Genomic DNA, 19196 nt, shown 5'->3' with positions numbered 1-19196 from the left:
GTTCTTCGGAACTGGTGCTTTTCTTCTTTTAACCCTCGGTTCACCACTTTGCGTGTGCCGCTGCCACCGACTTTGGAGTTGTGAGCGAAATCACGCGCCGTTGTTGGGGTGTGTCGGCTCGGGGTTCGTGGTCAAAGTCGGTGGTGGGGGCCCGCCCTGCCCTGTAGGTTCGACGTCGGCACCCAGGTGGGTGCCGGCGTCGATGGCCTTGAGTTCGGCTAAGACTTCAGCTTCGGTTTCACATCCTTGTTGTAAATGGTTTCCAGAGTTCGCTTGAGATCCGTCACTGTTGCTTTGACATCCGCCTCTTCGTTCATGATGCGGGTCGCGGCCTTCGCCAGTTCCTGGTCACCACCGGGCAGGAATGTGCGGGCAAAGTCCTGGGTCCTGGTGACCTTCAGCTGGTCCACCACCGTTGAGAACTCCGGAGTTTGGCTCAGGATTGCCGAAATATCCGCTGTTTGAGACACGGGCGCGTAACCGGTGGCTGCTGATAGCGTTGCCGTGTTCTGGGCATTGGTCACGTGCGTGATGAACATAGCGGCCGCCAGCTGGCGTTCCGGCGACGTCTTGGTGGCGATCACCAGACCAGAACCACCGGTAGGACATACGGGAGACTGTCTCGCTGAGCCGCCCGGCAGAAACCCGACGCCGATCCGCATGTTTGCCTCTTTCGCCGCCTTGAGTGTCGTGGCAAGGTCCGCTGACGAACTGATGGTTGCGCTGACGGCCCCTGCCTGCAGATCCGTGATTGCGTTCTTGGATGAAACGCCCGCCCATGCATCTTTGATAATGGAGTCCTGCACCCACTGAAGTGCCTTGACCGACGGATCCGAGTCGACTGTGATGTCCCAGTCCTTGGACCATCCGCCGCCGTATCCCCACAGTACATTCTGGAGGGTCCAGCCCGCGTAGCCAGCGATCGCCGGGTACTGGTACGCATTCTGGTACCCGGCGGAAGAGGCATTGGCGGCCTTGATCTTGGGAGCCCACTCTGCGAACTCTTCCCATGTCTTGGGCGCCTGCTCTGGTACTCCTGCTGCCTGGAAGTGGTCTTTGTTGAAATAGAACAGCGGTGTGGAACGGGCATACGGTACGGCCCACTGCGAATCGTCGTACTTGTAATCGCTGATGAGCCCGGGAACGTAGTCGGATGTGCTCACACTGACGGCTTTGAGGAGATCATCGATAGGCAGGATCGTTCCCGAAACCGCATACCGGAACCACCACACGTCCGAGGCCACAACGACATCGGGAACGTCGTTCCCGGCCTGGGATGTCTGGAATTTCTGGGCGACTTCCTCGTAGTTGGCGCCGCCGGTGATCAGGTTCACGGTGATGTCCGGGTGTGCCTTCTGGAAAGAGTCAATCAGTTTGAGCTCCGTATCCCGCGATTTTCCGGGATGGCTGGACATGAAGCTGATAGTGGCGGCGGGCTTGATCTTGGTCCAGTCCACCGACGCCGATGGTTTGCCCGCAGAACTTCCGTCGGTTGTTGGGCCTGCACAGGCTGCGAGGGCTAGGGTCCCCAGGCTGGCCCCTGCGACTGTGAGGAACTGCTTACGCGAATAATCTCTGGACATGCGGAAGTTGCCTTTCTTTTGGATGCTGCGGATGAGGGGAGGGTGCTTATCAGCCGGTGACTGATCCCTGAGTGAGACCGGAGACGATGTAGCGCTGCAAGGCTGCGAAGATGATGAGGATGGGAAGCAGCACAATCACGGCGCCGGCCATGAGCATGCCCCAGTTCTGATTGCTTCCGTCACTGTTGACCAGCTGGGTTAATCCCACTGGCAGCGTCATCATGTCGGGATGATCGGTCACGATGAGGGGCCAGATGTATTCATTCCATTCCGAGACGATGGTCACCAGACCCACCGTGGCGATGCTTGGCACGGAAACCGGAACCACGATCTTCCACAATTTCCGCCAGTGACCGGCTCCGTCTATCTCCGCCGATTCGAGAATCGCAGGCGGGAGGGTCAGGAAATGTTGTCGAAGCAGGAATGTCCCGAACGCCGTCCCCAAGCCGGGAAGGATTATTCCCCAGTACGTGTTCAGCCCACCCATGCTCGCGATCAGGACGTAGTTCGGCAGTACGGCAACCTGTGGCGGGACCATGAGTGCCACGAGGATCAGGAGAAAAATAGCCCTCTTAAACGGGAACCGGACGAAGACCAGGGCATAGGCCGTGAAAATTGCCAGAACACATTTGAGCGTTGACCCGATCGCCGTCACGATGACGCTGTTGAGGAAGAACCTGGGGAACGGGACCGTGGAGGTCGCATCCACATAGTTCTGCAGCCCTGGACTCTTGGGCAGGAGAGCCAGGTCAGTGGTGACGATCTCGCCCGGAGCTTTCAGGGAGGAGAGCATCATCCAGAGGAGCGGTAGAAAGACAACAAGAGTTGCCAGTGCGAGCGGGACGTAACCGCCGGCGATGGTCATGCCAAGGTTTCGCCACGACAAAGGCCGGACGCGTTGGGAAAGATCTTGAGCGGGCGTCGTTCTCACGAGTAGTGAACCTTTCGTTCTACAAACCTCAATTGCATTGCTGTGATGATGAGCAGACCCGTGAACAGCACGACCGAGATGGCGGCGGAGTAGCCCGCCCTGTTGTAAGACCCAAATGCCTGCAGGTAGGAATCGAAAATGAGCGTGCTTGTCCCATTCCCGGAGGGGGTCATGATCCGAATGATGTCGAAGGCCTGCAACGAACTCAGAATGGACGTGATCAGCAGGAAGAACGTCGTGGGGGATAAGAGAGGAACGACGATGGTTCGGAAGCGGCGGAAGCTGGTCGCCCCGTCCAATGAAGCTGCTTCCATAAGTTGAGGAGGAATTGACTGAAGCCCGGCGAGATACACCACCGCGCAGTAGCCAAGGTTCTTCCAGATGTAGACGACGATGACCATCATCAAGGCCAGCTTTGGATCGTTGACCCACTGCGGGCTGACTTGGCCCAGGGAGCGGAGGAGCCAGGACAACGCACCGTAAGTGGGGTCGAATATGAAGAGCCATACCAGTCCAACGCCGACACCGGATAAGACGTATGGCGCAAATATCACGGCCCGTGCGAAGGTGCGCCCCTTCAATCTCTGGTTCAGGGCCAATGCAATCAGAAGACCCAGTGCCATCGCGCCACCCACCGTGGTCACAGTGAAAATTGCGGTCACCCCCAGAACATTTGCCGCATCGGGGGAGCTGAAAAACTCGACGTAGTTGCCCAGGCCGACGCTCGTGGCAGAAGCCGCCCCGAGCGTCCAATCAAGGGTGGAGAAGTAGATGTTGGTGATTAACGGCCGATAGGTGAAGAGGACAATCAATATGACGTTTGGGGCTGCAAAGGCCACAAATGTCCATGCGTCGCGTCGAGTACGTCCGTTCCAGCGGCGATTTTTCCGGGGCGCAATGGCTTGGGAGACGCCGGGCGAGGGAGGACGACTGCTTGCTTGGCCCGGAGAGCCAGCTCCGGATGTACCTAAGTGATTCGCGTCAACAACGCTCACCGCAGACCTCTGACTTCTTTGTCATCGCAGTCTGGGGCAGCGTTCATGAGAAGTTAGATGGGGGTCTGGGGGCATTTGACCTGACAATCTAACTTTGTGTCGTGTGTCAAACTACCGACTCGAGGCACCGAGCGCAAGACCAGCCCGAAAGTCCAGCATATTGCGCCTCCACTCATATGTGCTAACGTCCTAACAAAACCGCCAGGCTGAATACCGTTACGCACTCAGCTCAGTCGAGTGGAGGTTCCAGAGCTTCCATACGACGGCGGCACCGGCAGCAGCCGGCGCCCTAACAACCCCGCCAGTCCTCCTGAAATTCCCCTCGCCCCAAGGAATTTCTTTCGGTGGCTGCGCAGACGGGGTTGCGAGTGGAAATTTGAACAGGAGCAAACGGTGATCTTCAGTACAAGCCCCCAATGGTGGGAGATGTGTGCGGCATTGGCCGTGGCACTCGTGTTGTCCACAGCGATTGGGTTCGAGCGTCAGAGTAAGAACAAGTCCGCTGGTATGAGAACCCATGCGATGGTGGGTTTGGGCGCAGCACTGTTCATGGTGGTGAGCAAGTACGGGTTCAGCGATGTGCTCATGGTGGATCTTGTGCGCCTGGACCCATCGCGGCTCGCGGCGCAGGTAGTTTCCGGAATCGGCTTCATCGGAGCAGGATTGGTTTTCGTTCGGCGAAACCAGGTCCGGGGACTCACGACGGCCGCTTCCATCTGGGTGACGGCTGCCGTTGGAACGTCAGCAGGCGCCGGCCTGGTGGTGCCCGCAGTGTTTGTTACTGCGGCTCATTTTGTCATTGTCTACTTCTACCCGTGGGTGACAGGAAGATTGCAGTTTGGTTTGCCAAACCAGTGGCTTGTTCGCGTCACGTATCTGGACGGCGTTGGTGCGTTGCGGGATGTACTCCGGACGTGTACGGAGCAAGGATTTCGCGTCCAAGGTTTCGCCACAATGCCGGGTTCAGGAGATATGAAACGCGCTGTGGAGAGACTCCTGCAGGGAAACGAAGCAGTGACAACCGGTGAGTTCGTGGAGATTGAACTCGAATTGGAAGGGACCTCGGCGGCATCGAATATCGTCGGCCGGCTGTCTCAACTTCCCTCAGTCACCGAGGCATCCCTTGTGGACGAAACGGAATAGAGGACCCCGTGAAAGAAGCATCATTGCCAGAGCTGACAATTCCCCTTGCGCCGCGAGGGGCTGCATCTTTGATCGAAATTCAAGGGCACCGCGGCGTCTTGGCTACGCGCCATGGGAACACGCTGGCCGGCTTTGTCGAAGCCTTGCGTCTTGGCGTTGGAGCAATCGAAGTCGACATCTGGCTCACTTCAGATGACCAGCTCGCCTTGCGACACGACGCAATCATCGGGGGCTCGGACATCCGAAGGGGACTGCTCCGGCACGCGATGGTCGAGGAGCACCCGGCCACGACCACCGACGTGGATATCGAAACCCGGGTTCCAACTCTCACCGAATTGTTGGCACTTCTGCGATTTGCTCAAGCAAGCACGGTGGTCCTCGACATCGAGATCAAGACTGAAGGGGCCGTCTTCGACGAATACGGCCAGGCAATCGTGACGGCTTTGTCGAGAACTCTGAAAGCCCACCAGCACGAGCAGGCAATACGTGTTCGGAGCTTCGACCCTCAAATTATCCGGGCCACGGCAGCCATGCTGCCTGACGTTCCGATGGTGGCGCTCAGCCGGAGAGTGTGGGTTCCCGGACCAGGACTTTACCCCTTCGAACCCGGGGCACTGGTAAACGCCGCTATTAACACCGGCGCCTCCTCAGTGGCGCCAAACTTTGACCTGTTAAACGCAGAACTCGTGGCCACCGTCCGCGCCGCCGGCCTGAAAATCTATCCGTGGACATTGACCACGGCGGAACAAATCGTAGAGGCTGTGGGGCTTGGCGTCGACGGTATCTGTGTTAATGACGTTGCCCTGGCAAGGGACACGTTGCAGGGTTTGGGCTTGGAGCTACCGGCGGCCCGGCCGATATCGTTGCCCATGCTCGACGTTCGGGAGTTCTGAATATCTCGTGACTACTGAGGTGTCGCGTCAGGGCATCCCCAGGATTTGGGGTTTTGTTGGCAGGTGTCGGCGACGAGGGCTCGTTCTGTTTTCCAGACTTGGATGGTGATGGCCGGGGTGGTGAGGCTGAGGGTTCCGTTGATGGGCAGGGGTGGGCCGTTGTTGACGGAGTAGGTGCCGGTCAAGATGGTGGTGACGGTGGCTGGGTAATTGCCGGTGTTGGTGTAGGCATGGCTGGTGCGGGTGTCCGTGGTGAGCCATTCGGCCTGGGGGATGGAGTACCCGGTGGCAGGTGTTGGCCCGAGGGTGATGCCGTCGCCGTAGGTGTAGGTGTAGCTGGCCGGGGTGGCAGTCAGGTGCACTGCTTGGCCGAGGATCGTGACATCGAAGCTTTGCTCGGTTGTGGTGGTGTAGAAGTTGGTGGGTCCGCCTTTGAGGGTATGGGGGAACGGCTGGGCTTGTAGCGCTCCCGGGTTGACGGGGAGTTGGCGGAAGTCGTTGAGGATCCGGGCTGCGATGTCGGCCAGGACGTTCCCGGGTTGGGGTCCGTAGAGGCAGGTGGGGCCACTGACTGCGGGGTAGTCCGTCCACACTGGATTCGTGATCGACTTTGGAGCCTGCCGCCAGATCACAGGGGTGCCTTCTTCGCCGCCAGGTGTTTTCGGTGGGCAGTCCAATGTGAGGCAGCCTCTGTCCGGGGTGTCGGAGCCACCTGATCGGCAGTGAACATCGGCCATGTACTGATTCGGGTCTTCAACGCCTGGGGAGGTGCCGGATTTAGGCTCTGAAGCTCCGGTTTCAGTGTTCAGGACGAACGTGGCTCCGACTTCAATCTGCCGCTCATGTCGATCAGCGCTGACGCGGGTCTCATCCGCTTGTGATGGGGTAGAGCTGACGATGGACTGCAGAATGAGAAGAAGCAGAGAAGCACCACACAATGCCAGTCGTTTCACGGCTAACCGACTATCGATCCGTAGTCGGTTACCTGCCAAACGTCACCGTACTTGGCGAAAATAACGTCGGCCGTATTGGTTGCCGCGGAATCCGCTTGACCTTTGGTGCCTCCGGCATCGTAGTACTGGATGGCTTCTTGGATGACTTGAACTTTGGCCGACTGGATCCGATCCGGGTTACTGTTCCACGTGACGTCGACCCGTGGGGTCACGAGTCGGCCTCCGGCCATCCATCTGCCTTCGATGTAGTTCAGTCTCACTGAGTCGTTGTGGGCTACGGCCACCGGAATCGCCGTATTTGTGATGTTTCTCCACGCTGTGAGATCACCAGTTTCAATCGCATAAGAGTAAGTCGCGTACCAGTACCCAATAAACGCCTCCAACCCCGCCTTCGAGTTCTCCTTCGCGAGTTCCGGAATCACGGGAACCGGCACGTTCTCGGCTTTTCCCTTCGCATCCGCCGGCTTGTAAGCCCCGGGAACTGTAGAAGAAGCAGCCGAAGCGGCCGGAACTGGAACGCTCAAGGTGGGCGCCGCCGTCGTGCCCGGTCCTGAAGGAGAAGCGCTGGGACCGGACCCGCCCTGGCAGCCGCTGAGAAGCACGGCAGCCGCGACAAATAGAACGGCAAACGAAACGCGTGACATGACAGGCTCCCCAACAGCTGTTCGACGGTGTGGCGGCCAGTCTAAGCAGGGCATTACTCCGTCTCCCAGCCGGAAAATGGCGCCTGTGGATAACGTCTTTGGCTCCTGCTGCATCCCCGACGTATTCTTAGCCCATCGAATTGTCTTTTACCATCCTTGGGGGAAATCATGGAACGTTCACGCCTGTCTGCTTCCGGTCGCTTCGCTGCCGCTGCCGGTCTCGTCGCAATGTTGACGCTCAGCGCTTGCTCTGCTCCGGCGCCAGCCGCTCAAAGCACGCCGTCGGCGTCGAACGCAGCGTCGTCCAAGGCACCGGCCGCGGACGTCGGCTCGAACTCTGCCTCCCCCAGTCCCAGCACGTCCACCAGCACGGGCACGGGAACCGGCGGCGCCTACGGCCAATACGCGTCAATGTCCGAGGCTTGTGTCGCCGTAAGTGCGTCCCTGCTCAGCGTCACCATCCTCCCCATGGCTGCCATTACCGGCGGCGACCCTGCGGAGGTCCAAAAGGCCAAAGACGAATTGTCCAAGATGCAGGGCAAAGTACCGGAAGAGCTGAAGCCGGCATTCGAAAAGCTCAAGAACTTCACGGAGTCCGCGGGATCCGATCTCACAAAGTACGGAGACGGGCAGTTTGAGGAACTGATGAAGCCCATCCCGGCGTGGGTGGAGAAGAACTGCGCCTAGGCGCCGCGCGCATCCCTTGCCTCCAAAGCGTCGCAGCTAGACGCTAGGGTGGTACTCAAGAGAAGGGGAGTGCTCCATGGAAGTCCAGAACGTGCAGCCGGAACCTGTGCCCGGGGGCGAAATCCCCGGTACGGGACGCACCATCATCTCCGAAGCGGCCGTGGCGAAAGTGGCGGGCATCGCTGCCCGTTCAGTGCCCGGGGTCTACTCCCTGGGATCAGGCCCTTCCCGTGCTCTTGGTGCGATCCGTGATGCAGTAGGCAGTTCAGACCATGCCGCGGGAGTCCGCGCCGAGGTCGGTGAGACCCAAGTCGCCGTGGACATCACGCTGGTGGCCCTCTACGGCCATCCGTTGCACGGCGTCGCGAATCAGGTCAGAGCTGCCGTGTACCGGGCTGTCGAGGAACTCGTGGGCCTCCAGGTGATCGAAGTGAACATTGAGATCACCGATGTCTTCATTGCGCCGCCGGCAAAACAAGCCGGAGCCAAGACCGTCGTGGTGGAAAGGGAGGCACTCCAGTGAGCATGACCGTGGTGGGAATCGCGATCGGAGCCTTCGTGGCGTTCATGTCGTTCTCGTTCGGGCTGTGGGGCTTCGTGATCTCGCTGCTTTTCATGGGAATCGGGGCGCTCCTGGGTCGTGCGGCTGACGGGAAACTGGATCTACGAAGCGTCCTTGACGCCATTACGGGCCGGCGCTCTTCATCATGAGCGTGGCTGAGGCTGTGGAAAACACCACCAGCCTGGCCGGTCACAACCGGATCAGTACCCAGGCTTTGACTTCCCTGGCTCGCGCCGCTGCCGCCGAGGCACTCGGCGTGGAGGCCAGCGACATCCGCGCAGACTGGACGGACGACGACGGCCTGCTGGCTTTGTCGATCGTCGCACCCATCAGCGTCCCGGCCTTGACGGAAGTACTCCGGGATCCCCGGCGCGTTCAGGGTTTCGGTGGCTCCATCTGGGACCGGGCCGTAGCTGCCAAAGCTGTTGTCCTTGAGTCGGTGACCCGGCTGAGTGGATCGCAATTAAGCAGGGTGGACATCAGGATCAGTGGGGCTCACGTCAGGGAGGGAGGCCGCGTTCAATGACGCGGGATCAGGAAACGGAGAAATTCCTGGCTGTCGGCCCGGACCAAAGCCACGGCGCTACCCCTGTGGCAGGGGAAGACCCTGAAATGAGTCGCATTTTGCGCCGGGAAACCCATTCGTCGCGGGCCGCTGCAGCGGTCATTGCAGCAGTGCTCGTGATCGTCCTCTGCGTGTACGCCTTGCTGGAAGCAGGGGTCCGGGCCGTCGGCCAGCCGCCGTGGCTGGTTGATCCGACGACTGCGGCCGAGCGGATCATCGCCCTTCCAGAGGGCATTTCACCTCTCCTGCTGGGCGCAAGCGGAGCGGTGATCGCCATGGTGGGCCTCTTTTTCCTGCTCCAGGCTGTGCTGCCTGGAAGGCGCGCGCGCCACCTGCTCCGGGACGCGCGTACCGCCGTCGTGGTTGATGACGAGGTTCTGGCCTCGGCGTTGGCCCGTCGAGCGCGAACGGCTGCCAACGTAACCCAGGAACAGGTCATGGTGGTGGTTTCCCGACAGGCCGTCGTGGTCAACGTCCGGCCAACATCCGGGAGCCGCGTTAGCCGGGAGGCTGTGCTCGCGGCGGTCCAGGCCGAGCTTGAAGAGATGTCGCCGGTGCCCCTGCCCACTGTGCGGGTCAACCTGGCGTCTTCGGGGGTGATTGGGGCTTGAACGGGACACCTCGGGCACTGAACCGCGTATTGCTGTTCATCATTGGGATCAAACTTCTGGCTGTCGGGCTGTTGCTCGTGTTGCTGGCTACCGTCCCGGCGGTGGCTGGCTGGTGGCACGGCTGGGCGGCGGGTGTTTGGGCAGGGGCTGAGAATGCCTTCCGCCAGACCCGTTTCCCAGGGCGCGAAGAGAGCTGGCTATGGATTGTTGCCGGCGCGGTCCTGGTGGTCATCATCGTCGCCATGATTGCGTGGCTGTCACAACAGGGCAAAGGACGGGCGAACCTCCTGGTGGCCAGTAGTGATGACAGCGACGTCGACGGCGAAGTCAGGATAGGCGGTGGCGTCGCCGAGCAAGCCCTCCGGTCTGCCTTGGCGGAGCGGACCGACCTTGCCGGTGCATCTGTGGCAACCTACGAGTTCAAGGGTCGGCCAGGCCTTCGCATACGGATTCAACCCCGGCAAGGAGTCGCGCCGCATCTCCTGGCCGCGGAGATCTCACAACTGGTCGAGGCCCTGGATCTTGTCATCGGCCAAAAGACGCCCGTTTTGGTGCACATGGTCTCGGGGGCACGATCACGGTTTACCAAGGCCGAACGGGTGCGCTGATAATGGGGGATCCACAGCCGTCAAGGGTTTGAACCAGCGGGGGACAACCTCCGTTGGAAGGTAATGCAACACCGCAACCTGGGAGAACACAATGACTGAAGAGAACACCGGAGCCGACGCCGTGAATGATGGGACATCTAAAGCTAAGGAAACCGCTTCTGAGGCACTTGAAAATGCCAAGGAATTTGCCGGCGAGGCTGCAGAGAATGTCAAGGAATTTGCGGGCGAGGCTGCAGAGAATGTCAAGGAATTTGCGGGCGAGGCAGCAGAGAACGTCAAGGAGTTCTTCTCCGGCGACGTAGGCGAGAATGCAAAGGAGCTGGCCGGTGACGTCGCTGAGAAGTCAAAGGAAATCGCCGGCGATGTGGCGGAAAACGTGAAGGGACTCGGTTCGAAGATCGCTGGTCTGTTCAAGGGTGAAAAGTAGCGGAAGTTTCCGCGCCTTGTTGTCAGGAGAAGTTATTGGCTGGAACAAATGCGCTGCAAGCCCCAGTGGCCGACATCCTGGCGGAGCTTGCTCTGCTGGAGGATCCGCGTGCCCGTGAAGTAAATGCAAAGCACGGAGATGATCACGGTGTAAACCTCGGCAAACTGCGGGCCGTGGCCAAGCGACTCAAGGTACAGCCGGAGTTGGCTCGTGAACTGTGGGCTACGGGTGACACGGCCGCTCGTCTGCTTTCTCTCCTGATCTGCCGCCCCAAGGCCTTTGAGCAGAACGAGCTGGATGCCATGCTGCGGGAGGCCCGCACGCCTAAAGTGCATGACTGGCTGGTGAATTATGTGGTTAAGAAGAGTCCGTCTGCCGAGGATTTGAGGGTGGCATGGTTTTCCGACCCCGACCCTGTGGTGGCGAGCGCTGGCTGGGCACTGACCGCAGACCGCGTCGTCAAGAAACCCGAGGGCCTGGATCTCGGGAAATTGCTGGACATTATTGAAGCGGAAATGAAGGAAGCTCCGGAGCGTTTACAGTGGGCGATGAACCATTGCCTGGCACAGATTGGAATTGAGCACCCGGAGCATCGCGCCCGCGCACTGGATATCGGCGAGCGTTTGGAAGTGCTGAAGGACTATCCCACGCCGCCGAACTGTACCTCCCCGTTTGCCCCTGCCTGGATCAATGAAATGGTCAAGCGCCAAGCCGGCGCCTAGTTCATTCAGTCTCGGTTGCGTTGCATCATCCGGTAGGTGAGCTCGGCCAGGAGTTCTTCATCGGAGAGGTGCGAGGCCCGGGCGATGGGGGCCGCGGGGAGGGCTGCATGGGTGACTCCGTGCCGCGTCTGATCACTTGATCGCATGTCGTCCGGGGTGATCATGTCCGGCGCGAAATTGGACTTGCCCTTAAGTACCTCGGACACGGACCCCGCCCGCCAACCCAGTGCGTGCTCAAGCTTGCGCTGGTTGATTTCCTGGGTGCGCCGTGTGCCTGATTCCAGCGTCCGCACGGTCTTGATGGCAGTGCCGGCCTGTTTGGCCAACTGCACCTGACTCAGACCTTGGGCGAGGCGTTCCTCTTTGATCAGCCGTCCGATGGTCTGTAATGCTTCGAGTTCATCCACACTTCCCACTGTTCCATAGGCAATAGTGGGCAATCAAATCGAACTCGCTTTCTCGCGCCCGGGAAAGGGTCTTCCGCTGGGATGGCTCCGACGGGGGAACGGTCGGCGACTGGCCTCAAGGGGCACCCCGCAAGTGCCCTACAAGGCAAATAATCAGACTACTTTGTATCGTTGTGGTCACGGCGCGTGTAAGCGCTTGCATTTTCTTCGACCACATGACTATTGTGAGCCTCACCACATCAACCGCACCGCGGAAAAACCTGGTCCACTCACCGAGGAGTTCCCAGCATGAAATCCAAAAAGTTCCTGCTTCCGGCAGCTGTCGCCGGAGTCCTGGCTCTGTCCCTTACCGCCTGTGGTGGCGGCGGGGGTGGCGGCGGCACCAGTTCCGGAGGTGCCAGCGGCGATGCAGCCAACAACCTTGACGGCCGCGGGCCGATCACCTACGTCCAAGGCAAGGACAACAGCAACGTTGTCCGGCCGCTTATTGAAAAGTGGAATGCGGCACACCCGAACGAGAAAGTGACGTTCAAGGAGCAGTCCGACCAGGCCGATCAGCAGCACGATGACTTGGTGCAGAACTTCCAGGCCAAGAACGCCAACTACGACGTCATGAGCGTGGACCTTATCTGGGTGGCCGAATTCGCTGCCAAGGGCTGGCTGCAGCCGCTCAAGGACAAGACCGCAATCTCCACGGATGGCATGCTCGAGTCGACCGTCAAGAGCGCCACCTACAACAACACCCTCTACGCAGCTCCGCAGAGCTCGGACGGTGGCATCCTCTACTACCGCGGCGACTTGGTGCCCAACCCGCCCAAGACGTGGGACGAGATGATGAAGATGTGCGACATCGCCAAGCAGAACAACATCGGCTGCTACGCAGGCCAGTTCCAGAAGTACGAAGGCCTCACGGTCAACGCGGCCGAAGCCATCAACTCTGCAGGCGGCAAGATTGTTGATGAGTCCGGCAAGGCTGCCGTGAACTCCAGTGAGGCCAAGGCGGGCCTTACCAACCTGGTCAACGCCTACAAGGACGGCAACATCCCGACCGAGGCAATCACCTTCCAGGAAGAGCAGGGACGCCAGGCCTTCGAAGCCGGCAAGCTCCTCTTCCACCGCAACTGGCCGTACGTGTACAACCTGGCCAAGACCGATGGCTCGTCCACTGTGAAGGACACCTTCAAGATGGCTCCTCTCCCGGGCAAGGATGGCCCCGGCGCCTCCTCGCTGGGTGGCCACAACATCGCCATGAGCGTGTACTCCAAGAACAAGGCAACGGTCGCGGACTTCATCAAGTTCATCACCAGCGAGGAAACCCAGCGCTTCTACGCTACCCAGGGTTCGCTGGCCCCTGTTCTGACCAAGCTCTATGACGATCAGGAACTCGTGACCAAGCTGCCGTACCTCCCTGTACTGAAGACGTCCATCGAGAACGCGGTTCCGCGCCCCGTGACGCCGTTCTACCCCGCCGTCACCAAGGCTGTGCAGGATAACGCCTATGCCGCCCTCAAGGGAGAGAAGACCGTGGACTCGGCCATCTCCGACATGCAAGCGGCCATCGAGTCGGCCGGAGCTAAGTAACCACCCGGGCTAAGTCCGGCTGCCTGTCCCTGAGGGGGTGGGCAGCCGGACTCCGGCCACGGCCCTCTCCCTGACAGGAGTCCTGACATGTCAACAGAACTACAAAAACCAGACGCGGCGGCGGCTTCCAAGCACACGATGCCCAGCCGTGAAAGCGCCGACCGGAAGCAACTCACGCAAGGACGCTGGGCTTACACCCTTCTGGCGCCGTCGCTGATCCTTCTGGCCATCGTGATCATCTACCCGGTGCTCAATGCAATCATCATGTCCTTCCAGAAGGACTCAGGCCTCGACCCCGCAACCGGCTTCTTCTCTGAGGGTGGCCCGGCCGGATTCGAAAACTACACCCACTGGCTGCTGCAGCAATGCACGGCCCCCGGCGGCGGATCTGTTGCCTGCCCTCCGGGAACACTCGGAGCCCAGTTCTGGGACTCCATGGGAACAACGTTCTTCTTCACGGCAGTCACGGTCGCTTTTGAGACCATCCTTGGCTTCTGGATGGCAATCATCATGGCCCGTGCATTCCGTGGCCGCAGCCTGATCCGCGCAGCCGTCCTGGTGCCGTGGGCCATCCCGACGGCGGTCACCGCCAAACTCTGGTTCTTCATCTTCGCTTTCGAAGGCATCGCCAACAAGCTGTTCGGAACCCAGATCCTCTGGACTGGTTCGGAATGGCCTGCCAAGTGGGCCATCATCATTGCCGACGTTTGGAAGACGACACCCTTCATGGCGCTTCTGATCCTGGCCGGCCTGCAACTGATTCCCGATGAAGTTTACGAAGCAGCCAAAGTTGACGGCGCGTCCACCTGGCAGCGCTTCCGCTTGATCACACTTCCGCTGGTCAAGCCCGCACTGATGGTGGCCATCCTGTTCCGGGTCCTGGACGCACTGCGTATGTACGACCTTCCCGCCATCATGACCCAGGGCGCCAACGGCACCACCACGCTGTCCATCCTGGTTGTCCAACAAATCAGACAAGGGTTCAATACAGCGGCGGCGCTATCGACCATTACATTCCTTGTGATCTTCCTTGTGGCCTTTATCTTCGTCCGCTTCCTCGGGGCCAATGCCGTGGACGCAGCCACAACGTCCGGAAAGGCCAAGTGAGATGAGCATAGCCACAGCTTCCAAGACATCCGCCGCCCCGGTGGACCGGCCCAAGCGCGCTTTCAACTGGGGGTCACTGCGCACTTACATCAGTGCCGTAATCATCCTCATCTGGTGCTTGGCCCCCTTCTACTGGATGGTTGTCACGGCCTTCCGCGAGGTCGGATACACGTTCGACACCACGCCGTTCTTTACCCACTTCACGTGGGACAACTTTGCCACGGTGTTCGACGAGAGCCTGGGCAACCACTTCGGCAGAAACCTGTTGAACAGCCTCATCGTTGGCGCTGTCACCACAGTGGTGGCGCTCCTGGTTGGCGTGTTCGCCGCCTACGCGTTGGCCCGGCTGAACTTCCGGTTCAAGTTCGTGGTCCTCGGCTTCATCCTGGGCGCTTCAATGTTCCCGGGCGTGGCCTTGGTAACCCCGCTGTTCCAGCTGTTCACCAACATCGGTTGGTTCGGTACCTACCAAGCGCTGATCATCCCCAACATCTCCTTCGTTCTTCCGCTCACGGTGTACACGCTGACCTCGTTCTTCCGCGAGATGCCGTGGGAGCTCGAGGAAGCGGCAAGGATTGACGGCTGCACGCAGGGACAGGCCTTCCGGAAAGTGATTCTTCCGTTGGCAGCGCCGGCAACGTTCACCACGGCAATCCTGGCCTTCATTGCCTCCTGGAATGAGTTCCTTATCGCCAGCCAGTTGTCGAATGATGCAACCAAAACAGTCACTGTAGCCATCGCTTACTTCGCCGGTGCACAGCCTCACCAGGAACCGTACACGGCCGTTATGGCCGCGGGTACCGTGGTCACCATTCCTCTGGTGGTACTGGTATTGATCTTCCAGCGCAAGATTGTTGCCGGCCTTACGGCAGGAGCCGTCAAGTGACAAGCTACGGTGATCGACGGCGGGCGTCACCGGCGAAACCCGATGCCGGTAACAAACGGGTGCGTTCCGCGGAGGACTTCGACATCATCATTGGGTTCCTGGCTTTCTGGGGCGTCGTGCTCCTGATAGCCACCGTCTCGATGGAACTCACGGGACAGTCGGCCTGGGGCTGGGCTTTAGGCCTTCTGGCCGTGGTGTTGGCCCTCTGGGGAATGCTCCGTCTACGCAGCAAATTGCCTCAGCGCACCACGCGGCGGCTTGGTTAGGAGAAGACCAATACCTGACCGACGTCGAAACAAGCTACACGAAGTCGGCGATCGGCAGGCAAGCGGAATAGGCTGTAAGGTGCCGTCCGGGAACGAGCCCTCGGCTTTCGGCATGCACCAAAAAGGGGGCTTCAGTGGCAAAGACGAACGAGCGGTCCCAACGCGGCGGCCATGCCGGCGTCAGCATCGAGGACGTTGCCATGGCGGCCGGCGTCTCGACGGCGACCGTCTCGCGTGCCGTGCGTGGCTTGCCTCGGGTTTCTCCGGCAACGCGGGAAAAGATCCTCAGGGTCGCCGGTGAGCTGGGTTATGTGGCGTCGTCGTCGGCCTCGGGGCTGGCGACGGGCCGCACCCGCACCATTGGCGTCCTTGCTCCCTTCGTCAGCCGATGGTTTTTCTCCAAAGCCATTGAAGGTGCTGACCGGGAGCTGCATTCAAGGAAATACAACCTCTCTTTGTTCAACCTCGGCGGACACGGAAGCAACCGCGAGCGGCTTTTCAGCTCCACCATGGTCTACAAGCAGATTGACGCCCTGCTGGTGCTCTGCATGTCCTTGACCGAGGATGAATTGGAGCACCTCCACAAGATCGATATTCCCTTGGTGGTGGTGGGCGGCCATGTCGAGGATTGCGCCTACATTGGCATCAACGACTACGACGCCGCGTCCACCGCCGTGAAACACCTGCTGGATTTGGGACACAAAGACATCGCCTTGCTTCATGGCGACGACGAAACGGACCTTAACTTCGACGTTCCCCGCGTGCGTATCCGCGCCTTCCAGGAGGTCATGTCGGACGCTGGCTTGGAAGTCCGCCCCGAATGGGACCAATGGGGCGATTTCACCGTGGCCAGCGGGCAACAGGCCTTCAACCGGCTCTGGAGCCAACCCGGCCGAAAACCGACGGCAATTTTCTGCTCGTCCGATGAGATGGCCATGGGCGTGATTTTTGAGGCCGGTCGACACGGGGTCAGGGTGCCCGAGGACCTCTCCGTCATCGGCATTGACGATCACGATTTTTCGTCCTCGCTCGGCCTGACCACTGTTGGCCAGCGCCCCGACAACCAGGCGGAGCTGGCTACCCGGATGCTGCTGGACGAGCTCGACGGCAACCCCGGCGCCGTGCACTCGGAGGTCGCGCCCCACCATCTGATCATCCGCGAGACAACGGCCCCACCCTACAGTTCAAACTAGGAAGCGCGCGCCAACTGCCGGATGGGAATCCAGCGGGAGGCAAGCCGCCTGTAGGCCGCAGCCGCGCCGGTCATGTCGCCCTCGGCCAGGCATTCGATGCCCAGGCGGACATCCATGGGGGAATCGTCGGGGTACACCTTGTCCGCCACGGCGCCGTAATCCAGCTCCACCATGGACTGCGCGTGGAACAGCTCGAGCCATTCGGTGAGCTGCGTCAGATCGTCAAGCATGTCCAGGTCCGGGGCTGCAAGCGCAAGGTGGGCTACGGAAAACCGCGCCCGTTCCAAGGCCTCGGTCAGCGGCGTCCACACCCGCACGGTCAGGATCCGCCCCTCGGATTCCACTACGTCCTTGCGGTCCGACTCGGCAAAAAGCGAGAACCAGCTGAACGGGATTCCCCAGGTGGAGGCCCGCGTGTGGACGCGTTTGGCATCTTCCCGGGCATTGATCCGGTCGATCCGCATCTGGTGCTTGTCCCGCTGCGAGACGGGGATGAGCAGATCAGCCAGCGGGCTGTGGACCCCGTCCATGAGTGCGTTGGCTGCCAAGCCGGCCCGAATCACCAGTTGGCTGGGGCAGTAAAGTACCCGCCCGGCGTCGTCCTCTTCAGTGGCCGGCGCGGCGTGCCGCCCAATCGGGACGCGCGTCATCCTGACCAGGTCCGTGCGGCCGGTGGGGAAGGGATCGCCTCCGGAGCGCGTGATGCGTCCCAGCGAGGCCTGTAGCTCCGCATTTTCGACGGCGGCCCGGGAACCTGCCTTGCTGCCCTCCGCCACGAGCTGGCGCTGCTGCTCGGGAGGGAACGCCTCGAGGGGTTCGTACACGCGAAGCGACGAAGAAAAAGGCAGGCCGGCCTGACCCCTGTACAGCTTTCCACTCATGTCCGGCCAGCCCCTTTCATTACGAGTCAGTGGTGCTTAGTCTGCGAGCTCCACAATCACTGGAGCGTGATCGGATGCGCCCTTGCCTTTACGCTCCTCACGGTCAATCGACGCGCCCGTGACCCTTGCAGCGAGCGGGGCCGATGCGAGGCAGAAGTCGATTCGCATGCCTTCCTTCTTGGGGAAGCGCAGCTGCGTGTAGTCCCAGTACGTGTAAACGCCGGGACCCGGCGTGTAAGGACGCACGACGTCGGTGAATCCGGCGGTCTCGAACGCATGGAACGCTGCCCGCTCGGGTTCGCTGACGTGGGTGTAGTTGTTGTTACGGAAGAGTTCGATGTCCCAGACGTCGTCGTCGAAGGGGGCGATGTTCCAGTCACCCATGAGCGCGATCTGGGCGTTGGGGTCGGCCTGGACCCATTCGGCCGCTTGTCCGCGGAGGACTTCGAGCCACTTGATCTTGTACGGCATGTGTTCGTCGTCCAGGGAGCGGCCGTTGGGAACGTAGAGGCTCCACACACGGATTCCGCCGCAGGTTGCAGCGATGGCACGGGCTTCCTGGGCCGGATCCTTGCCGGCCTTGCCGAAAGCAGGCTGGTCAACGAAGGTGCGTTCAACGTCTTCCAGTCCCACGCGGGAGGCGATGGCCACGCCGTTCCACTGGTTCACGCCAAAGTGCGCTACCTCGTACCCCATGCGCTCAAACAGTTCCCACGGGAAGTTCTCGTCCTTGCACTTGGTCTCCTGGATGGCCAGGACGTCGCAGTCGCTGCGCTCAAGCCAAGCTTCCACACGGTCGGCTCGGGCACGGAGGGAGTTCACATTCCAGGTAGCTATCTTCACAGCCACTAACTTACCGAACTTGGCGCTGAGCGCATCCCCCTACGGCTTTTTACCGGGCCGGCAGAGGGCCGGCACCGGGCGGGCAGCGTGCCCGCGCCGGGCAGCCAGCGCCCGGACCTAGTGTCCGTACAACGTCCGGGTGGAGGCCAGCTTGCGCAGCCCGATGCCGGAGGCGATGAGCAGCAGCCCTGTCACGATGGCAAAGACCGCCAGCATTCCGGTGAGGCCCAGCAGCCCAATACCGGGGTTGACCAGGACGACGATCCCGAAAACCGTGGTGATCAGGCCGGTGAGCAGCCACAGGCCCCAGCTGCGGATGAAGCTGCGTGCGGCCAGCGCGAGGATGATCTGGGAGATTCCCAGCATCAGGGCCCACAAGCCGATGAGGATGCCGATCGCGGCGGCGGTAATACCGGGCCAAGCGATGGCCAGGATGCCTGCCGCGATGGAGACAAATCCGCCCACCAGGCTCCAAACGGAGCGGCCGGCTGGATCGTAAAAATAGTGGGCCACGCTGGTGACGCCGTCGATGATCGCGAAGAATCCGAACACCACCACCACGGCGAAGACCGCGGCATTTGGCAACACCAGCACCAAGAGCCCAAAAAGTATGGCGAGGACCCCGCGGACCAACAAAGCCGTCCCTGGAGTAGTGAACATTCTGCGACCCGTTGTGTCCGACATACGGTCAGCGTAACCAACGGGTGA

24 protein-coding genes are annotated in these 19196 nt (G+C 60.6%); 15 read left to right on the top strand and 9 right to left on the bottom strand.

All coding sequences use genetic code 11. From position 1 onward, the window contains the following. Positions 1–218: 218 nt before the first annotated feature. From ACFUOZ_RS13120 to ACFUOZ_RS13110, 3 genes are all read right to left on the bottom strand, one after another. A complete protein-coding gene (locus tag ACFUOZ_RS13120; RefSeq protein ID WP_377548739.1) occupies positions 219–1583 on the bottom strand; it encodes an ABC transporter substrate-binding protein in 1365 nt (454 codons plus the stop codon). A gap of 49 nt (positions 1584–1632) precedes the next feature. After that, entirely contained in the window at positions 1633–2448 is an 816-nt protein-coding gene (locus tag ACFUOZ_RS13115; RefSeq protein ID WP_377548792.1) for a carbohydrate ABC transporter permease, read from the bottom strand. A 62-nt stretch (positions 2449–2510) separates the two neighbouring features. Beyond that, a complete protein-coding gene (locus ACFUOZ_RS13110; protein ID WP_377548790.1) occupies positions 2511–3413 on the bottom strand; it encodes a carbohydrate ABC transporter permease in 903 nt (300 codons plus the stop codon). 489 nt (positions 3414–3902) lie between these two features. Here ACFUOZ_RS13110 and ACFUOZ_RS13105 point away from each other — a divergent pair, with 489 nt between their 5' ends. After that, on the top strand, positions 3903–4652 hold the full coding sequence (locus ACFUOZ_RS13105) for an MgtC/SapB family protein (RefSeq protein ID WP_377548737.1): 750 nt from the start codon (positions 3903–3905) through the stop codon (positions 4650–4652). Positions 4653–4720: 68 nt separating this feature from the next. Further along, positions 4721–5545 (top strand): glycerophosphodiester phosphodiesterase, encoded by an 825-nt coding sequence (locus ACFUOZ_RS13100; RefSeq protein ID WP_377548735.1) that lies wholly within the window; start codon positions 4721–4723, stop codon positions 5543–5545. 11 nt (positions 5546–5556) lie between these two features. Here ACFUOZ_RS13100 and ACFUOZ_RS13095 read toward each other — a convergent pair whose 3' ends face one another. Both ACFUOZ_RS13095 and ACFUOZ_RS13090 read right to left on the bottom strand, forming a co-directional pair. After that, on the bottom strand, positions 5557–6177 hold the full coding sequence (locus ACFUOZ_RS13095; protein WP_377548732.1) for a hypothetical protein: 621 nt from the start codon (positions 6175–6177) through the stop codon (positions 5557–5559). A gap of 323 nt (positions 6178–6500) precedes the next feature. Then, complete coding sequence (locus tag ACFUOZ_RS13090) at positions 6501–7142, bottom strand: DUF6318 family protein (protein ID WP_377548730.1); 642 nt, start codon at positions 7140–7142, stop codon at positions 6501–6503. 168 nt (positions 7143–7310) lie between these two features. Here ACFUOZ_RS13090 and ACFUOZ_RS13085 point away from each other — a divergent pair, with 168 nt between their 5' ends. From ACFUOZ_RS13085 to ACFUOZ_RS13050, 8 genes are all read left to right on the top strand, one after another. Next, entirely contained in the window at positions 7311–7829 is a 519-nt protein-coding gene (locus ACFUOZ_RS13085; protein ID WP_377548727.1) for a hypothetical protein, read from the top strand. Between the two features lie 76 nt (positions 7830–7905). Beyond that, positions 7906–8352 (top strand): Asp23/Gls24 family envelope stress response protein, encoded by a 447-nt coding sequence (locus ACFUOZ_RS13080; RefSeq protein WP_262277026.1) that lies wholly within the window; start codon positions 7906–7908, stop codon positions 8350–8352. Next, a complete protein-coding gene (locus ACFUOZ_RS13075) occupies positions 8349–8540 on the top strand; it encodes a DUF2273 domain-containing protein (RefSeq protein WP_144661797.1) in 192 nt (63 codons plus the stop codon). Before ACFUOZ_RS13080 ends, ACFUOZ_RS13075 begins: the two co-directional genes overlap by 4 nt. Next, complete coding sequence (locus tag ACFUOZ_RS13070) at positions 8537–8917, top strand: hypothetical protein (RefSeq protein ID WP_274259350.1); 381 nt, start codon at positions 8537–8539, stop codon at positions 8915–8917. The genes ACFUOZ_RS13075 and ACFUOZ_RS13070 overlap by 4 nt, the downstream gene beginning before the upstream one ends. Beyond that, positions 8914–9567, top strand: coding sequence for a DUF6286 domain-containing protein (locus tag ACFUOZ_RS13065; protein WP_377548724.1), 654 nt, complete (start codon positions 8914–8916; stop codon positions 9565–9567). Before ACFUOZ_RS13070 ends, ACFUOZ_RS13065 begins: the two co-directional genes overlap by 4 nt. Further along, positions 9564–10175 (top strand): hypothetical protein, encoded by a 612-nt coding sequence (locus tag ACFUOZ_RS13060; protein ID WP_377548722.1) that lies wholly within the window; start codon positions 9564–9566, stop codon positions 10173–10175. The genes ACFUOZ_RS13065 and ACFUOZ_RS13060 overlap by 4 nt, the downstream gene beginning before the upstream one ends. Positions 10176–10266: 91 nt before the next feature. Then, positions 10267–10602, top strand: a complete 336-nt coding sequence (locus ACFUOZ_RS13055) for a hypothetical protein (protein ID WP_377548719.1) — start codon at positions 10267–10269, stop codon at positions 10600–10602. 35 nt (positions 10603–10637) lie between these two features. Continuing rightward, complete coding sequence (locus ACFUOZ_RS13050) at positions 10638–11324, top strand: DNA alkylation repair protein (protein ID WP_377548717.1); 687 nt, start codon at positions 10638–10640, stop codon at positions 11322–11324. Positions 11325–11329: 5 nt separating this feature from the next. Here the strand turns inward: ACFUOZ_RS13050 and ACFUOZ_RS13045 are convergent, their stop codons facing one another. Further along, positions 11330–11731, bottom strand: a complete 402-nt coding sequence (locus ACFUOZ_RS13045) for a multiprotein-bridging factor 1 family protein (protein ID WP_377548714.1) — start codon at positions 11729–11731, stop codon at positions 11330–11332. A 288-nt stretch (positions 11732–12019) separates the two neighbouring features. On the opposite strand from ACFUOZ_RS13045, the gene ACFUOZ_RS13040 reads away from it, so the two are divergent. From ACFUOZ_RS13040 to ACFUOZ_RS13020, 5 genes are all read left to right on the top strand, one after another. After that, positions 12020–13312, top strand: a complete 1293-nt coding sequence (locus ACFUOZ_RS13040) for an ABC transporter substrate-binding protein (protein ID WP_262277032.1) — start codon at positions 12020–12022, stop codon at positions 13310–13312. Between the two features lie 87 nt (positions 13313–13399). Then, a complete protein-coding gene (locus ACFUOZ_RS13035; protein WP_377548712.1) occupies positions 13400–14419 on the top strand; it encodes a carbohydrate ABC transporter permease in 1020 nt (339 codons plus the stop codon). Position 14420: 1 nt separating this feature from the next. Next, a complete protein-coding gene (locus tag ACFUOZ_RS13030) occupies positions 14421–15305 on the top strand; it encodes a carbohydrate ABC transporter permease (RefSeq protein WP_377548709.1) in 885 nt (294 codons plus the stop codon). Beyond that, positions 15302–15571: a hypothetical protein gene (locus ACFUOZ_RS13025; RefSeq protein ID WP_377548706.1), complete on the top strand. Its 270-nt coding sequence runs from the start codon at positions 15302–15304 to the stop codon at positions 15569–15571. Before ACFUOZ_RS13030 ends, ACFUOZ_RS13025 begins: the two co-directional genes overlap by 4 nt. 134 nt (positions 15572–15705) lie before the next feature. Then, a complete protein-coding gene (locus ACFUOZ_RS13020) occupies positions 15706–16764 on the top strand; it encodes a LacI family DNA-binding transcriptional regulator (protein ID WP_377548703.1) in 1059 nt (352 codons plus the stop codon). Here the strand turns inward: ACFUOZ_RS13020 and ACFUOZ_RS13015 are convergent. The 3 genes from ACFUOZ_RS13015 to ACFUOZ_RS13005 all read right to left on the bottom strand — a co-directional run bounded on the left by ACFUOZ_RS13015 (position 16761) and on the right by ACFUOZ_RS13005 (position 19172). After that, the gene (locus ACFUOZ_RS13015) at positions 16761–17645 is read right to left on the bottom strand and encodes a hypothetical protein (RefSeq protein ID WP_377548701.1); all 885 of its coding nucleotides are present in this window, start codon (positions 17643–17645) and stop codon (positions 16761–16763) included. The genes ACFUOZ_RS13020 and ACFUOZ_RS13015 overlap by 4 nt on opposite strands. A gap of 36 nt (positions 17646–17681) precedes the next feature. Further along, on the bottom strand, positions 17682–18488 hold the full coding sequence (locus ACFUOZ_RS13010; protein ID WP_377548698.1) for an exodeoxyribonuclease III: 807 nt from the start codon (positions 18486–18488) through the stop codon (positions 17682–17684). 117 nt (positions 18489–18605) lie between these two features. Next, entirely contained in the window at positions 18606–19172 is a 567-nt protein-coding gene (locus tag ACFUOZ_RS13005) for an HdeD family acid-resistance protein (protein WP_377548695.1), read from the bottom strand. Between the last annotated feature and the right edge of the window lie 24 nt (positions 19173–19196).

Origin of the sequence: Paenarthrobacter sp. NPDC057355, assembly GCF_042667405.1 — a bacterium.
In the GTDB taxonomy this organism is placed as follows: Bacteria; Actinomycetota; Actinomycetes; order Actinomycetales; family Micrococcaceae; genus Arthrobacter.
Note: the sequence above shows the minus strand (reverse complement) of the source record. Positions and strands in the feature narration are given on the sequence as shown.

Coding starts and splice junctions, on each gene's coding strand:
- ACFUOZ_RS13065 (WP_377548724.1), top strand. CDS start 8,914: ATGACGCGGGATCAGGAAACGGAGAAATTCCTGGCTGTCGGCCCGGAC.
- ACFUOZ_RS13005 (WP_377548695.1), bottom strand. CDS start 19,172: ATGTCGGACACAACGGGTCGCAGAATGTTCACTACTCCAGGGACGGCT.
- ACFUOZ_RS13015 (WP_377548701.1), bottom strand. CDS start 17,645: ATGAGTGGAAAGCTGTACAGGGGTCAGGCCGGCCTGCCTTTTTCTTCG.
- ACFUOZ_RS13040 (WP_262277032.1), top strand. CDS start 12,020: ATGAAATCCAAAAAGTTCCTGCTTCCGGCAGCTGTCGCCGGAGTCCTG.
- ACFUOZ_RS13070 (WP_274259350.1), top strand. CDS start 8,537: ATGAGCGTGGCTGAGGCTGTGGAAAACACCACCAGCCTGGCCGGTCAC.
- ACFUOZ_RS13115 (WP_377548792.1), bottom strand. CDS start 2,448: ATGACCATCGCCGGCGGTTACGTCCCGCTCGCACTGGCAACTCTTGTT.
- ACFUOZ_RS13085 (WP_377548727.1), top strand. CDS start 7,311: ATGGAACGTTCACGCCTGTCTGCTTCCGGTCGCTTCGCTGCCGCTGCC.
- ACFUOZ_RS13090 (WP_377548730.1), bottom strand. CDS start 7,142: ATGTCACGCGTTTCGTTTGCCGTTCTATTTGTCGCGGCTGCCGTGCTT.
- ACFUOZ_RS13035 (WP_377548712.1), top strand. CDS start 13,400: ATGTCAACAGAACTACAAAAACCAGACGCGGCGGCGGCTTCCAAGCAC.
- ACFUOZ_RS13030 (WP_377548709.1), top strand. CDS start 14,421: ATGAGCATAGCCACAGCTTCCAAGACATCCGCCGCCCCGGTGGACCGG.
- ACFUOZ_RS13055 (WP_377548719.1), top strand. CDS start 10,267: ATGACTGAAGAGAACACCGGAGCCGACGCCGTGAATGATGGGACATCT.
- ACFUOZ_RS13120 (WP_377548739.1), bottom strand. CDS start 1,583: ATGTCCAGAGATTATTCGCGTAAGCAGTTCCTCACAGTCGCAGGGGCC.
- ACFUOZ_RS13080 (WP_262277026.1), top strand. CDS start 7,906: ATGGAAGTCCAGAACGTGCAGCCGGAACCTGTGCCCGGGGGCGAAATC.